This window comes from Wolbachia endosymbiont of Nasonia vitripennis (assembly GCF_048054115.1).
Lineage (GTDB): Bacteria > Pseudomonadota > Alphaproteobacteria > Rickettsiales > Anaplasmataceae > Wolbachia.
The window spans coordinates 1-16,232 of sequence record NZ_JAFEVF010000004.1 but is presented as its reverse complement, the minus strand read 5'-3'; the positions used below and the strand labels follow the sequence as shown (position 1 = coordinate 16,232).

Here is a 16,232-nt window from a genome sequence, read left to right as displayed (position 1 = left end):
AACACTTAATCCTTTGGCTTCAGGTGTATTACCAATCGCTCTTGGTGAAGCAACAAAAACTATACCGTATTTATCTTGTGACTTAAAGGCATACAATTTCACAATAAAATGGGGAAAACAAACAACTACGGATGATTTGGGTGGTGATATCATTAGAACTAGCGATATAAAACCCGAATATAACCAAATAAACTGTGCGATTAAGGATTTTATTGGTGAGATAACACAAACTCCTCCTCAATTTTTAGCAGTGAAAATCAAGGGAGCAAGAGCATATAAATTAGCAAGAAGTGGGCAAAAGGTAAATATAAAGCCCCGGCAAGTCAAAATACATGAACTGAAGCTGATATTCTTGGACACTATAAATAATAGTGCTGATTTTTCTATGACGTGTGGTGGCGGCGTATATGTAAGATCAATTTCAAGAGATCTTGGAATTGAATTAAATTGTTTTGGACATATTACACAATTAAGAAGAACGATGGTAGGTGATTTTAAGGAAGATGAATCAGTGACAATTGAGCAACTTACTAAAAAAAACACAACAACTTACTCTCCCCAGTGCTTGACACTGGGATCCAGATATACAAATACTTACAAATCATGTAATGGACAAAAGATTCTAGGAGCATATGTCAAAAACAATGTTCGTGATGAAATAGGCTTGATCCCAGTGTCAAGCACTGGGATGACATCGGAGGGTGGGATAACAGAGGGAGGTGGGATGGCAGAAGATGATGGAGGTAATACAAAAAGTTTCATCATCCCCATTGAATCGGCTTTAAAATCGATGTTCAAAGTTGAAATTTCCCTAGAGGAAGCGAAGAAAATCAGAAAAGGTCAAGAAATTATATTAAATAACTTGCGTAATTTAAAGAATTATGATATTTTTTGTACGATAGTGGGTAATGTACCTATTGCAATTTGCAGTTTTACTCATGGTTATGTGAAGCCTATTCGTGTTTTTAATATTTTGAAATGAGGTTTAGATGTCAATAACATCCCAAAAGAAAAAAAGTTTGATTAGTACATATGCAATTAAAGAAGATGATACAGGTTCATCTTTTGTACAGTGTGCAATTTTAACCGAGAGAATCAGTAATTTAACTGAGCATTTTAAAACGCATAAGCATGACCATAATTCTAAGCGCGGTTTACTTGTATTGATAGGTAGAAGGCGCAAGCACTTAAATTATATAAAACGTAAATTTGGTAATGAAGCCTATCAAGAGTTAATAGAGAAGTTAGGCATTAGAAAATAATCGAGGAATTTTGTATGTTTGAAATTATAAAAAAATCTATAGATTGGGAGGGGCGTACCTTATCTTTAGAAACTGGGAAAATAGCACGTCAAGCTGATGGTTCAGTAGTTGTAAATTATGGAGATACTTCTATCTTAGTCACTGTTGTACGAAAAAAGAAGGAAGAAAGTGTTGATTTTCTCCCTTTAAATGTGCAGTTTATTGCAAAAAGTTATGCCATGGGTAAGATTCCTGGTGGTTTTTTTAAAAGAGAAGGAAAACCATCTGATAGAGAAACTTTAATTTCAAGAGTAATAGACAGAAGTATAAGGCCGTTATTTCCTGAAGGTTTTCATGATGAAATTAGTGTAGTATGTAATCTATTAACTTACGATACAGTCAATTCTCCTGAAGTACCAGCATTGATAGGTACCGTCGCAGCTCTTGCAATTTCTGGTGTTCCTTTCCACTTTACTATAGCTGGAGTTATGGTCGGTTGTGATGAAAATAACAATTATATACTCAATCCTTCCGTTCAAGAGATGAAAGCAAGCAACTTGGATCTGTTTTTGTCTGGTGATGAAAATTTGATCTTAATGGTCGAATCGGAAGTCAAAGAGCTCTCTGAAGAAAATGTTTTGAGTGCAATAAAATTCGGCCATGAACACCTTCAACCTGTTATTAAGCTCATAAAAGAATTTGTTGATACAGTTGGCAATAAACCTGAAAGCTTTGCTCCTATTGATATATCAGATATAACTCAAGAACTTGAAAAATATCGAAAAGACTTTGAAGAAGCATATTCAAAAACAGTAAAACAAGAGCGAGTTCAAGCTCTAGAAGTAGTCAGGAATAATATATTGAATACTCTTAAAGAGGCTGGAAAAGACGAAAAGTTAATTACTTATGCAGTAAAAAGCTTTGAAAGATCTTTAGTGCGTGAAATGATTAGAAGGAAAAGTGTGAGGATAGACAGCCGTAAGTATGATGAAATACGCCAGATAGAAATTGAGGCTGACATTCTACCCAAGACTCACGGTTCTGCGCTATTTACAAGGGGTACCACTCAGGCACTAGTTGTTACTGCTCTTGGTACTACACAAGATGAGCAAATTGTGGATGACATTGAAGGGGATAGACGTGAACATTTTATGTTGCATTATAATTTTCCTCCATTTGCTGTTGGAGAGGCTTCTGCTATACGCTCACCAGGAAGGAGAGAAATTGGTCATGGTAAACTTGCTTGGAAAGCAATTCATCCTGTTTTACCTGATAAATCTGAATTTCCTTATACAATAAGGGTAGTATCTGAGATTATGGAATCTGATGGTTCTTCTTCTATGGCAACAGTTTGTGGAACTTCCATTGCATTAATGGATACAGGTGTGCCAATAAAGGCTCCTGTTGCAGGAATTGCTATGGGTCTCATCAAAGACAAAAATGAGCATATAATACTTTCTGATATACTGGGCGATGAAGACTATCTTGGTGATATGGACTTCAAAGTAGCAGGAACTAGCGAAGGGATTACAGCACTGCAGATGGATATGAAAATTCCTGGTATAAGCTTTGAAATTGTTGAAAAATCTTTAGAACAAGCAAAAGTCGGAAGATTACATATCTTAGAAAAAATGAATGCAGTAATTTCAGAACATCGTAAGGATATAAAAGATCATGTACCAAGAGTGTTATCGTTTTATATAGATAAAGATAAAATTTCTGCAGCTATTGGTGCTAAAGGAAAAAATATACGCAGTGTATGTGAAAGAAGTAATGCAAAAATTGAAATAGGGGATGACGGTAAAGTTTCTGTTTTTGCCATTAGTAGTACTGAAGCTGAAGCTGCAAAGAATATGATGATTGATTCAATAACAGAGCTAGAACAAGGTTCTATAATTGATGCTAAAGTTGTAAAGATAGAGAAGTCTATTGTAGAGCTAGAACTTCTTAATGGAAGAAAAGGAAAAATGCATATAAGCGAGGTAGCTAATCAACATGTAGAGTCCATTGAGGATATACTTAAACAGGGTGATACCTTCAAAGCTTTGATAATTGACTTTGAAAAAGGTGGATGTCCAAAATTATCAAGACGTCGTGTTGATCAAGAAACAGGTGAATTTTTTGAAGGTAAGCTTTACAATGAAGAAAGGAGAGATGGTTTAAATAATAGGGATAATTATTATAACAACTCGTTTAATAAAAAACCTGGAGATAATTATCATAGTAATAGACCTACTCGTCCTCGTTCTGGTTTTAGTAATAGAAACAGACCAAAATTTGGTAATAATGACTCATCATCAGGTTTCTATTGAGGTTGAACTTACTTTCTATTATCTCAGTGTCGAAGCACTGGGATAATAGGAATTTTTAAAACTGACAAGATAACAAAAATGGTTTGTGTTATCTGTAGGGTTATAACGAAAGATTTTTAAGATCGTTTATAGCCTTTTTCATGTCTTCAGCTTTAAATATTGCTGATCCAGCAACTAATATATTTGCACCTGCTTTTATTATATCAGCTGCGTTAGAAAAGTTAACTCCACCATCTACTGAAACTTGCGTTTTAAGGTTACGGTCCTGTATCATTTTCTTTATAATAGATATCTTGTGCAGCTGCAAATGAATAAACTCTTGTCCTCCAAATCCAGGATTGACTGTCATAATTAGTACAATATCTAGCTCATGTATTATATACTCAAGCACGCTTGGAGAAGTTGAAGGGACAATTGAAACTCCAACTTGTATTGTTTTTTTTGTATCATTTATGTTTTTATATGATTTTATCCTTTTTACTAGCCTCTCAAGATGTATCTCTGCTTCTGCATGTATAGTGATAATATCAGCACCAGCATTTATAAAGCTTTCAATATGGTCACCAGGAGATTTAATCATTAAGTGTACATCAAAAGGAAGATTGCTATATTTACGTATCGCAGAGATAACATTCGGACCTATTGTAATATTTGGAACAAAATTTCCATCCATAACGTCTATGTGTATATAATCTACATCCAAGTCGCTAATTCTTTTTACTTCCTCTCCTAATTTTGCAAAGTCTGCTGAAAGTATAGAAGGTGCAATTTTTATACCCATGGGTTACTTTCTACCAAAAATAAAAAAGTAACTTATTTTTTAAACTCTGTCATCCCAATACCACATGAGTCTCATTTAGAAATTTTTTTATATCCTACGTGTAATTGCAACCTTTGAATTATCTTGTTCAGGTTGAACCATAAATAGTTTTCACCACAAAAAATTGTTAGCATAAGTAAAAAAACGTAGTGCTTGTAATTCATCCAATATTTTCCTCTGCCCATACATCTGGCCATTGTAATACTCATTAGACTTCTTTCTTCGCCTTTTCTAAATATTCCAACACAGTTTCATGCAGCGCAGTCCAAGACATTTTCTTTTCCATATTCGGTATAAATTTTTGTTTCCAAGTGTCCTTAAATTCTTGAAACCACTGCTTCTCAAAGTTTTGGAAATCAGATAAAACTTCTGACCTAAACCCATTAATTAAATTCGAGACTTCTATAGCCTTTTCAGGGCTTATAGACTTAAAAGACAATATTTCATTCTTTAAAACATCTAGCTTCTCAAATGAATTAAGCTTAAATGGAATATAAAGCGAGGATCTTATATTATACCTTAGATAAGAGTCGTAATATAGCTTAATCTTGTACATGAGCGTAGCAAATGCACTAGAAGAAATATTATTTTCATATTCTGCAAGAGAAGATAATAAACGCTTGTAATCCTCTTCATTCAAAAATGGTGGTTGTAAACTTGATTCAATTTTATTATTAAAAGATGTGAATCTGTTGAAAATACAATTGCCATATTCGCTTAAAAATTCAGGCAAAATATCTTCCTGTTCTAATTTTAGAGGCAAGTCTTTTCTAATCTCTTTCGGCAAATGATGCATTGAAAACTGATTAATAACCCACGCAAAATTCTCATCAAACTCATTTGAGTAATCAGCATTATTGTCAGCGTTACCTTCTTTATCATTCCAAGGCAGTATTTTATAAAAAAAATTGTTCAACCTTTTTTTTAATTTCAAAATACTTTCACTCTTATCGCCTACCTTATATAAAACCTCTTCTACTTTTTGTCTTGCGTCTTGAGAACTGATTCTATCACCTATATGCAGTCCAATGCCATTTCTCTCCAATAACTCCCAATCAAACAACTTATGTGGGTCAGGTTTACGCATTGCGTAGCCTTCAATGGCTGAGTTATATACTATAGTACCTATTTCAGCGTGACTAAATATCATATCTTTTCTAATCTTAAAGCGCTTCATGAGGTACAAAATCAGATCTTTGACAGATTTCATTTGCTCTTCTGGAAAAGGCTCAAGCCCTGTGTTTACAATCTCTATACCCATAGAATAATCATTCAGTTTTCGTAGCTCTTCAACCACATTATCTACTTGAACTTTCGCATAACTTATACCAGCATGCCATGCTCGTTTTTCGAGTGGAACCATCAGAGTAATGCTACCATCCCTATCAACAATAAGCTGTACTGATATACCTGAAGAATTTAATGCGCATTTTGTGCTTTTTAATGTTGGAGATTCGGTATGATGCACTACCACCATCAACACTTTTTTGCTTTCTCTATCATCATAATTTGAACTTGGTGCAGGATCTAAAAATATTGGATTCTTTAATGATGTTTTCAAATCTTGAAAATCGTTCTCGATATCAATTAAGCAAGATTGCTGTCCATATACAAGAGGCGCTACAAGCAGCAACAGAAATAAAACAGACAAACATTTTTTTACTATAAGTCTCATGCAGCTTTACAAATTGCCCACAATATAACTAAATTAACATAATACGCATAAAATGTTTACTTTTTTTCAGCTAATCAAGGCTTGCTACAGCTACAATTAGTACTTTTATCATTACATTTTGGTGTTAAGTCAGGATAGAACGTAAGTATAGCGTCATTCTTTCTCACAAACACTGATTGATAATTGGCATCTTCCATTTTATACAGACACATTCCATCTTTTCCCAATTCCTTAAACGCCTTAGTTGCAGAAACTAAAATATCATCAGCATGAAGGTTATGTGCATACCCATTTGGGCACTTAACTTTTACTTCTCCACCCTTACCTAAGTATTTCATTCCAAACGTGTAAACAGGTGGCTTAATATCTAATTTATTGCACAGAGATTTATTACTCCAAATTGCACCCGCCCACTTATTTTCTTGAGCCTCAACATATCTACCTACAAAATGCATACCACCAAGTCCCAATCTATCTGGTTCACCACAAAAAATATGTCCAAATCCTATAGTTTCTTTCTCAACTCCGCTATTTGTAAACCAAATCTTAGTCAATTCATCTTTAAATAACCCCAAGCCTGCATTTGGTGTAGCCACTTGATGATCGAGCTTATCGTATATCCTTTTCAGCACTTCTTGATGCTGCGGACAATCAAGTAAAATTCTGAAATCTTCTTCATCAGGGTGTGTTCCCCAATCTCCACAAACTCTTAATACTCCTCTATCAAAATCAGTCAGCTCCGGAAGTGGTGGAATATAGTCTGGATCTGAAGAATCTGTTTTGAAAAACGGCTCAAAACTAATTCGTGAATTTGTACCATCAAGATAGTGCTCCTTAATGTAAAAAACAAATCCTATTACTGGTATTATCAAGCACAAGATTAACTTAGCTATTTTCGACATAATCATATTCATAAAGAAGCTAGGGTATAAGCAACAACTTAAAAAAGTTTTAATCTAATGTTGATCGCAGTCCTGGCATCTCATCACCACTTAGCCAACTTAAAAACGCTCCCCCACCAGTTGAAATATATGTAAAATCTTTATCGGCAAGACCTGCAGCATTTACTGCAGATAGGCTATCTCCTCCCCCTATTACACTGGTTAATTTTCCTTCGTGTGTCAAATCACTTACTACTCTCATCACCTCTACTGTACCATTTGCAAAAGCTGAATGTTCAAAAACACCAATAGGTCCGTTCCACAGCAGAGTTTTACTGCTTGCTATTATACCGCTTATTGTGCTTAAAGTTTGAGGTCCGATATCTAAAATTATATCACCGTCCAAAATGGATTCAGTTTTTCTTAAAACGCCAGTGCTATAATCAGAATTTACTGCAACCAAAACGTCTTCTGGCACAACTATTTTGCAATTGTTTTTATTTGCCGTCTCAACAATATCGTGCAGAAGATCATCAACGCCATTTTGAAAAAAAGACTTGCCTATATTAACTTTATTAAATAACAAAAAATTATTAGCAATTGCGCCGCCCAGAATAAGGTAATCAACCTTTTCTGCTAGCTTTATAAGCATTTTTATTTTAGTTGATATTTTAGCTCCACCAACTATCGCAGTAATAGGTTTAGCGTCAAACGATATAGCTTGCTCAAGATACTTTAGCTCATCTTGCAAGCAAAATCCTGCATAAGAAGGTAAAAATTCCGTAATGCGTGAAATAGAAGCGTGAGCTCTGTGAGAGCAAGAAAACGCATCATTTATATATATATCTGCTAGAGATGCTAATTGTTTAGCAAAATTTGAATCATTCTGCTCTTCTTCTTTATAAAACCTCAGATTCTCTAGTAATATTATATCTCCTCCATCCATCGCATTTATTGCTCTTTGTACTCTCTCACCAATACAATCATCAATAAATTTCACTTCTTTGCTTAGCAGCCGCGATAAAGTTTCAACTACGTTTTTTAGCGATAGGTTACTGTCTTTTGCTTTTGGACGCCCAAAATGTGAGATAATAATAACTTTTGCACCTGCATTTGCTAAATATTGAATGGTAGGTAGAGCTCTCAAAATACGAGTGGTATCACAAATTCTTTCATTTTTTATAGGAACATTGAAGTCGACCCTGAGTAGAACATTTTTATTGTGAAAATCACAACTCTCTATGCTAGGTACATTTATCATAAAATTAAAGAGCTATAAAGTTACTATATAATAGTTTAACCCAAAGCAAAGTATACAAATGAAGAGATCTTAAATGCCAAATAAATTAATAAATAGGAAAATTACTACAAATACTTTCAACTTTATTTTTTACTGCTCTTTCAATATCAGGGCTATTTCCATCAATTAATCCCTGAATTACTTCATTTATTAGATTAGCTACTTCTCTAAAATCTTCTTTCTCAAGTCCGCGTGTTGTCTCAGCAGCGGTACCAAAACGGAGCCCTGAAGTAATGGTTGGTTTTTCTGTGTCAAACGGCACGGAGTTTTTATTGCAGGTAATGCCAGCTCTTTCAAGGCTATTCACAACGTCTTTTCCAGTCAATTTCCGTGATCTTAAATCAACTAGCACTATATGAGAGTCAGTGCCACCGGTTATAATGTTCAGCCCATGCCCTTGCAGCGCTTGAGCTAACACTTTCGCATTTTCCACAACTTTTTTACTATAAGTTTTAAACTCTGGCGCTAATGCTTCCTTAAATGCAACAGCTTTTGCAGCTATCACATGCATAAGCGGTCCACCTTGCAACCCTGGAAAAACTGCAGACTGAATTTTTTTATGTAACGCTTCATCATTTGTCATTACCACTCCGCCACGAGGACCTCGTAGAGTCTTGTGAGTTGTTGAAGTTATAACATGCGCATATTTGGCAGGTGATGGGTAACAACCTGCAGCAATAAGCCCTGAATAGTGAGCAATATCTGCAAGCAGATATGCACCAACTTTATTCGCAATTTTGCGAAAGCGCTCGAAATCTATTTCTCTTGGATAAGCAGAAGCACCAGCAATGATTAGCTTCGGTTTATGCTCCAGCGCTAGCCTTTCCACCTCATCCATATCAAGCAGGTAAGTGTCTCTATTAACTGTATACTGGATCGACTTAAACCACTTACCAGAAAGGTTTGGTGCTGCACCATGAGTTAAATGTCCACCGCAGTTCAGTGACAATCCAAGTATTGTATCACCCGGAGCAAGCAGTGAAGCAAACACTGCTTGATTTGCCTGAGAACCAGAATGAGGTTGAACATTTGCAAATTTAACACCAAATAGCTTACAAAGCCTTTCTATAGCCAGATTTTCAACTTCATCTACATACTCACAGCCACAGTAATATCTTTTACCAGGATAACCTTCTGCATATTTATTAGTCAGAAAAGAACCCTGTACTTCCATCACTGCTTTACTTGCAAAATTCTCCGATGCAATCAATTGCAACTGCGATCTTTGACGCTGCAGTTCCTTCTCTATAGAGAGATAAACTTCATTATCACAAGACTTTAAATTATTTTCAGAGTTACAAATCCTTTCTGAAGCAATTGTCATAAGACCTTTTCCTTAACCACATAAATCCAAAAACAGCCAAAAGCAGACATACAGGAATAATTGATATTGCTTTTACCAGCAAATCAGTACCATACAAAGGATTTCCTTGTATTACCGTTCCATTCCAACATAAGTCTATTATTTTTGCAATTCCAGTATGAAAAAAATAGCCAAAAACCATAACTATCATGTTTGATACAGCTGTGGCCAAGCCTACCAAGTTATTGTTTACATAACTTATTGCCTTGTAAATAGTAATTACCTGATACCCAGATGCAAAGCCGATAACAAGAAGTGTAGGTAATGCAATATATAAACCGCCAACTTGTGTAAAAAGCAAAAGAAAGCTAGCGATCATTGCAAAAGAACACGCAATAATCACCTCGTAATGTTTGTCTGGATACTTCTCCAGTAAATAAGCGAGAAAGAATGATCCAGCCCCCATGCCTATGAACATGAGAGAGGAAAGTGAAGATGCCAAATCTCCGGTCATTTGATATGCTTCACATAAGAACGCTTTTGCCCAACCATCAGCAAAACCTTCTAGTGGCCCAACCATCAAGCCCCCAAAAAAGCTGATTAGAATGATATGTTTATTGAAAAGTACAGTTTTTAAATCTTGAAGTATGTTGTCATTTCTACTCTCCTCTATGTTACTGTTTGGCGTTATTAAAAGCAATAGCAGAGCAAGTAAACAACCAAATGCTGAGAAAGTGTATATAACATAATTCCAACCAAATTTATTGAGCAAAAAGTCTAGAGGTAATCCACCATAAATAGCTCCCAGTAACCCTATTATTATAGATAAACTAGCCATCCTTGCTGATTTTTCTTGTGAGAAATACATACTTGCAACTTTAAAGAGCCCAATTGCCGAAGCAGATGACCCAACTCCAACAATCATTCTACCAAGTATTGAGTAATACCACTCATCAAAGCATATTAGTGGTAATGTCCCAGCAAACGTTAAGACAATACATGCAGGCAAAACAAACTTTGGCCCAAATCTATCAAGGGCAAGACCAACAGGTATGTGAGCAAGCGTATAGCCTATATAATATAGCCCACCAAATTGACCAACATCTGTAATACTTATGTTAAATTTCGTTATTAATTCAGGCGCGATTATATTTGGAATTACACGTAATATATACTGGTATGCATAAAATAGTGATGCTAGCAACCATATGAAAAAGTTTCTCTGCAATCCTAATATTACCTAAAAAACAGAATTATAGGTATTTTATCAGCAAGGAGCAACACTTTTGTAAATAGCTACTCTAATCCGAGTATCTTTCTTAAAAGAGACCTTTTAGCATATCTATAACTGGTTCATGGATAAGGTATATGAAAAAAATTATACCACAGATGATAAGGATTTTTATAATTTTACCCTTGTTAATCTTAAGCTTTATTTTTTTTACTATAAGTTTTAGTTTTGTTACAAAATTCATTTTACTTACGCTTTTATTTCGTGATAACAATTATATTTTAAATAATATAATTTTTAGTAAAACTTGGCTTTAGAGACGTCTAAGTTAACTTAATATTAACCTTTTCGCGTGTAAAATATAACATAAAAGCAAGGTGAGTGAATGAACATAGATACAATAGACAATACGCTACAAAACTACATAACAAAATACATTGAACAAACATTTGCCGCACACACAGGCAATAGATACGACAAGTTATACAGGGAACTTTTAAGTAGTGCAGAAGAAATAATAAAACTTACTGTAAACGAAGCAAAACAATATGATAAAAGCCTAGAAGAATTACATAACAATTCAATATTTCACGATAAGAAATTTATTCAAGCTGTTGCTAAACACCAGATATTAGAATTTCTGAATACTCATCCAAAGAAGAAAGAAATCGTTGCAGAATTTAAAAATGAACATCATATCAACGAAAGCGATTTAAAAATTTTAAAGGAAGGAAAAGATTTAGTGAATAAGATAAACGACATTAACTTAACTCAACAAAATGAGAAAAATGAAATATTGAACATTAGAAAGGTACTTTCTAAATCAATAGGAATGCCCTCTTCGAGAACTGAAAAATCCAAAGCAACTTTAGTAGAAATTCCTGAGGTGGTAAAATAGACGTACTTAACTTTTCCTAATTGGAAAATACTTTTAATCCTATGATACCCAGCACTACCAAAGCAAGGGAAAATAAACGCCCAAAATTTACTGGGTCATTAAAAAACATTATTCCTATTATCGCTGCACCTATAGAGCCTATACCAGTCCAAACTGCATAAGATGTTCCAAGAGGAATAGACTTCATTGCTAACGATAGCCAGTAAAGACTCACAGAACCGCTAACTAAAATAATTACTACAGGTATAACACGAGTAAAGCCATTGCTATATTTCAGTGCTGTGGTCCATATTATTTCAACCAAACCAGCTAATAGCAAATACACCCAAGCCATAAATCAACTCTATCTTACTGAAATATTATATATAGGAATATTAAAAAGTTAACTTAGCATTTCGCATGCTTTAGTAATACTATCACATCCAATTTCTAATTGTTCCTGAGAGGTTGCATAAGAAATTCTGATAAAATTTTTCAGACCAAATGCAATTCCTGGAACAACAGCAACTAAATGATCTTCTAATAAATATTCGGCAAAATCAAGATCACTATTTATTACTTTATCACTTTTCGTACTCTTACCCAATAAACCTTCACATGAGACAAACAAATAGAATGCACCCTGCGGAATAGATACTGACAATACTGAAGCAGAATTTAGCTTTTTTACTACAAAATCTCTACGATCCTTAAAGATTTTTGTTCTTTCTTTCAAAAAACTATGATCACCGTTTAACGCTTCAACTGCTGCTGCTTGTGCTATTGAATTTGGGTTAGAAGTACTTTGAGACTGCAGTGTAGAAATAGCTTTTACTATATCACTCCTACCTGCAATATAACCTATTCTCCAGCCAGTCATTGCATAGGCTTTTGATACTCCATTGACCACAAAAACCCTATCGTAAAGCTTTGGCTCAACCTGAGCAATGGTAAAAAACTTTTCATCGTATACTATGTGCTCATAAATATCATCTGTAACAATATTTACATGTGGATATTCAAGCAATACTTGCGCTATGCTTTTCAATTCATCATATGTATAGACAATTCCTGCTGGATTGTTCGGTGAATTAAGAATTAACCATTTAGTTTTCTTAGTTATCTTGCTCTTCAGTAATTCTGGTGTCAGCTTAAAGTTTTGCTTGCACTCTACAACAACTGGCAGTCCGCCAAAAAGATTTACCATATCAACATACGAAACCCAATAAGGAGCTGGTATTATAGCCTCATCTCCAGGGTCAATTGTTGCCATAAATAAGTTGAATAACACCTGCTTAGCGCCTGCGCCGACACAAATTTGGTTCAGTGTATATTCTAGATTGTTATCCCTTTTTAACTTATTGATTATCGCCTCTTTAAGCTCATGCGTTCCATCAACAGCAGTATATTTAGTTTTGCCTTCATTTATCGATTGAATAGCTGCCTTTTTTATATGATCTGGAGTGTCAAAATCCGGCTCTCCCGCAGCTAAAACGCAAATTTTCTTTCCTTCGCTTTTTAATCTGTTTGCCTTATCGGTCACAGCAATTGTAGGCGACGGTTTTATCAGAGACATCCTCTTTGCAAGGTCTGACATAATCTCACTAAAGTTAAATAAAAATGATAAACTCTACACAACAAAAAAGCTAGAAATTTTATTATTTTACATAAAGGTTGGTATTTTTGTATTCTTAAATATAGATATTAAAAAGCTTAATAAATTGAAAAAGGCAAATAAATCCCTGTATAGCGAGTTTTAATAATGTAAATTGGCACTGTAATAATGTGCTAACGCTTAAAGTAAGAGCGATTTGGCTGACCACCCTCATAAAGGCTTTTCATACAAGAGTTTTAGTAGTTTCTTACTAGGTCCACTAATGCAGCAATATTTTCAACTGGAGTATCAGGAAGCACTCCATGTCCAAGATTAAATATGAAAGGTAAACCTCTAAAACAATCTATTATGCGCTTTGCTTCTTCAATTGCTTCTGCCTTATTGTAGGCCAAAAGACTAGGATTAAGGTTCCCTTGCAGAGGAATCTTTAGATTTGCTTTCGCCCATTCTATTGGAACATTATAATCTATACTTACTGCAGATACGCCTGTTTTCTCATAGTAATCCTTATAAAGATTTCCAGCAGAGCGTGGAAAACCTATTATAGGAAAATCAGGAAACTTATTCTTTATTGCTGAAACAATTTCCTTTGTTGGCTTGATGATGTATCTTTCAAACAGTTTTTCCTTCAATACACCAGCATTGCTGTCAAATAACTGAATAACATCTGCTCCAAACTCTATCTGTTTGATCAGATAAATAATTGTCGCTTTCGTTATTTTGTTTATTATTTCCTCTAGTGCCAATGGACAGAAATTTAGCACCTTGGAAAAAGTTTTACTACCACCGCCCTCTATGATGTATGAACCTACCGTCCACGGCCCTCCAGCAAAGCCTATAAGCGATTTTTCTTCTGGCAACTGGCTTCTTACTTCTTTTATAGCATTTAGGATTGGTAATGTGTTAGATTCAATTCCTTGTAGACTCTTCAAGTCTTTAGCACTTTCTATAGGTCTTATTATTGGACCCACACCTCGAATAAAATTTACATTACAGCCTAAAATGTCAGCTATTATCAAAATATCAGAAAAAATTATCGCTGCATCCATATTGAACCTTCTTATTGGTTGTAACGTTAACTCTGTTACCAAATCTGTGCTATAACATATCTCCATGAAATTATTCATGTTTTCCACCGCCTTCCGATACTCAGGAAGAGACCTACCAGCCTGACGCATTAACCAAATAGGAACTTTTTCATCTGACTCGTTCTGGCTGATGATTCTTGCTATTTTTGCTTTACTTCTTTTCAATCTACTTTATCTAATTTTTATTTAAACTAAAGTATAACAGTAGTAGTAGTTCTATCAATAAATTGTTATTAACTTAAAATTCAGTAAAAATTAGTATTACTTAGCTTGTGGATAAATATGTTAATAACTTCTCTATACTATTGATTTTCATTTATGATTTATGTGTATAAGTAAGATGTCTAGAATGTTAGTAATTTTCTTTTATGGAAAAAAGCTTTACTATCATGGATTGTTATATAATTATGTATATGTCATTGAAAAAATTGTTGATCAATTGTTAGTATTTTATGTCAACAAATAATTCACAAATTAATTTGACATTATTCACATGCTTATTAAACATTTAATAACAGTTTTCTTGATAGACCTTATCTAAAGATATTTTCACCATTAAAGGGAATAAATTGAATAAGAAAAGAACTTTAGTAGAAAAAATAGCATACAGAATTTTTCTCTTTCTCTTCAACAAAACTTCTGTGTTAAAAAAATGTGCGACTGAGTCATTAATGGGTGATCTGTCAGGTCTTGACATACTTAATAGTCTATTAAAATTCCGTGATTGTAGTATCATGGATATAATGACTCCACGTAAGGAGATATGTGCAGTAGACATTGAATCGAGCAAGGATGAGGTAATAAAGAAGGTGAAAAACACTTACCATGCTAAGATACCAACTTATATGAATAACTTTGACAACATAATAGGCTTTTTTTACGTAAAAGATATCATTTTCAATAAGAATAAAGATTTTAATCTGAGGAATATTATAAAAAATGTAATATTTGTCCCAGCCTCAATGAAAGCAACAAATCTTTTTGTTAAAATGAAATCTTCCAAGTCATATTTAGCTATTGTACTGGATGAATATGGCGGAACTGATGGTTTAATTTCGATAAATGATCTTATAGAAGAATTGATACCAAATATTGATAACGAGAATGAGGTAAATTCAGAACACACCATTACTGAATTATCTCAAAATAAGTTTGAAATATCGGCAAGGGCCCTTATAAAGGATATAGAGGAAAATCTAAAAATAGAGTTGTGTGAATCTGAAGAGCATTATGCCACACTTAGTGGTTTGGTTCTTTCAATTGCTGGTAAGGTACCTTCTGTAGATGAAGTTATAAGATATAAAAATGGTATAAAATTTATCATCAAGGATGCAAATGAACGATACATTAACAAAATAATACTAGACTTAAGTGATTACAAAAATTAAATTCAATATTTTTTAGTGAAAGGTACTTTATCTTGGAAGTAGGGGACATAGTAGCCAGGTATACAATTTAAACAATTTCTTAATATACAAAAGTTTGTAGTTCTATACGTTACTGTTTGATAATTAAGGTGGGAATAGTTTTATTGGTACAAAGTTATAAAAATTAGTTGTTTAAATATTTTTAGCGATCTGTAACTTTCAAAAAGGGAGTGTTAAATAAACTGTGTCAAACCGCATTTTTAATTCAACTCAATTTTTAACCTACAAGAAAAAAAAGATATCAAGTTGAGAGATAGTTAAAGCCCAATCATGTATAGGCATAGCCCATTTTTCTCTTACCTTTTTTATAGCACAATATACCTGTTCATACAAGGCATTTGTGCTAGTAAATGAGCCCTTAGTTTTAGTAAATTTTCTGATCTGTCTATGTAGTCCCTCAATAGGATTTGTGGTATAAATTGTAATAGTTTAGACTTGATCTGACAAGCAAACAAAGTAAGA

The 16,232-nt window shown here is 34.0% G+C and carries 14 protein-coding genes and 1 pseudogene; 5 read left to right on the top strand and 10 right to left on the bottom strand.

Going from position 1 to position 16,232, the window contains the following annotated elements:
- From truB to pnp, 3 genes are all read left to right on the top strand, one after another.
- Positions 1-982, top strand: a 982-nt coding sequence (gene truB / locus JR053_RS01200) for a tRNA pseudouridine(55) synthase TruB (protein WP_416603286.1), incomplete at its 5' end; no start/stop codon positions are given.
- Between the two features lie 7 nt (positions 983-989).
- Complete coding sequence (gene rpsO, locus JR053_RS01195) at positions 990-1,262, top strand: 30S ribosomal protein S15 (RefSeq protein ID WP_010403478.1); 273 nt, start codon at positions 990-992, stop codon at positions 1,260-1,262.
- Between the two features lie 14 nt (positions 1,263-1,276).
- A complete protein-coding gene (gene pnp, locus JR053_RS01190; RefSeq protein WP_010403480.1) occupies positions 1,277-3,553 on the top strand; it encodes a polyribonucleotide nucleotidyltransferase in 2,277 nt (758 codons plus the stop codon).
- A gap of 100 nt (positions 3,554-3,653) precedes the next feature.
- Here pnp and rpe read toward each other — a convergent pair whose 3' ends face one another.
- The 6 genes from rpe to JR053_RS01160 all read right to left on the bottom strand — a co-directional run bounded on the left by rpe (position 3,654) and on the right by JR053_RS01160 (position 10,760).
- Positions 3,654-4,334 (bottom strand): ribulose-phosphate 3-epimerase, encoded by a 681-nt coding sequence (rpe, locus tag JR053_RS01185; protein ID WP_010403481.1) that lies wholly within the window; start codon positions 4,332-4,334, stop codon positions 3,654-3,656.
- Positions 4,335-4,581: 247 nt separating this feature from the next.
- Positions 4,582-6,048 (bottom strand): N-acetylmuramoyl-L-alanine amidase, encoded by a 1,467-nt coding sequence (locus tag JR053_RS01180; RefSeq protein WP_353281514.1) that lies wholly within the window; start codon positions 6,046-6,048, stop codon positions 4,582-4,584.
- Positions 6,049-6,122: 74 nt separating this feature from the next.
- A complete protein-coding gene (locus JR053_RS01175) occupies positions 6,123-6,950 on the bottom strand; it encodes an EndoU domain-containing protein (protein ID WP_236607912.1) in 828 nt (275 codons plus the stop codon).
- 49 nt (positions 6,951-6,999) lie between these two features.
- Positions 7,000-8,187 (bottom strand): phosphoglycerate kinase, encoded by a 1,188-nt coding sequence (locus tag JR053_RS01170; RefSeq protein WP_179943620.1) that lies wholly within the window; start codon positions 8,185-8,187, stop codon positions 7,000-7,002.
- An 88-nt stretch (positions 8,188-8,275) separates the two neighbouring features.
- On the bottom strand, positions 8,276-9,553 hold the full coding sequence (glyA, locus tag JR053_RS01165; RefSeq protein ID WP_010403496.1) for a serine hydroxymethyltransferase: 1,278 nt from the start codon (positions 9,551-9,553) through the stop codon (positions 8,276-8,278).
- The gene (locus tag JR053_RS01160) at positions 9,525-10,760 is read right to left on the bottom strand and encodes an MFS transporter (RefSeq protein ID WP_010403498.1); all 1,236 of its coding nucleotides are present in this window, start codon (positions 10,758-10,760) and stop codon (positions 9,525-9,527) included. The genes glyA and JR053_RS01160 overlap by 29 nt, the downstream gene beginning before the upstream one ends.
- Before the next feature lie 388 nt (positions 10,761-11,148).
- On the opposite strand from JR053_RS01160, the gene JR053_RS01155 reads away from it, so the two are divergent.
- Positions 11,149-11,661: a hypothetical protein gene (locus JR053_RS01155; RefSeq protein ID WP_010403510.1), complete on the top strand. Its 513-nt coding sequence runs from the start codon at positions 11,149-11,151 to the stop codon at positions 11,659-11,661.
- A gap of 16 nt (positions 11,662-11,677) precedes the next feature.
- Here the strand turns inward: JR053_RS01155 and JR053_RS01150 are convergent, their stop codons facing one another.
- The 3 genes from JR053_RS01150 to hemE form a co-directional block, all read right to left on the bottom strand.
- The gene (locus JR053_RS01150) at positions 11,678-11,995 is read right to left on the bottom strand and encodes a DMT family transporter (RefSeq protein WP_010403511.1); all 318 of its coding nucleotides are present in this window, start codon (positions 11,993-11,995) and stop codon (positions 11,678-11,680) included.
- Positions 11,996-12,043: 48 nt separating this feature from the next.
- Positions 12,044-13,237 (bottom strand): pyridoxal phosphate-dependent aminotransferase, encoded by a 1,194-nt coding sequence (locus JR053_RS01145; protein ID WP_010403513.1) that lies wholly within the window; start codon positions 13,235-13,237, stop codon positions 12,044-12,046.
- A 254-nt stretch (positions 13,238-13,491) separates the two neighbouring features.
- The gene (hemE, locus tag JR053_RS01140; RefSeq protein WP_139686695.1) at positions 13,492-14,508 is read right to left on the bottom strand and encodes a uroporphyrinogen decarboxylase; all 1,017 of its coding nucleotides are present in this window, start codon (positions 14,506-14,508) and stop codon (positions 13,492-13,494) included.
- A gap of 404 nt (positions 14,509-14,912) precedes the next feature.
- Here hemE and JR053_RS01135 point away from each other — a divergent pair, with 404 nt between their 5' ends.
- Entirely contained in the window at positions 14,913-15,731 is an 819-nt protein-coding gene (locus JR053_RS01135; protein ID WP_010403535.1) for a transporter associated domain-containing protein, read from the top strand.
- A gap of 239 nt (positions 15,732-15,970) precedes the next feature.
- On the opposite strand, the pseudogene JR053_RS01130 reads toward JR053_RS01135, so the two are convergent.
- Positions 15,971-16,190 (bottom strand): annotated as a pseudogene (locus JR053_RS01130) (IS256 family transposase); the annotation flags it as partial.
- Between the last annotated feature and the right edge of the window lie 42 nt (positions 16,191-16,232).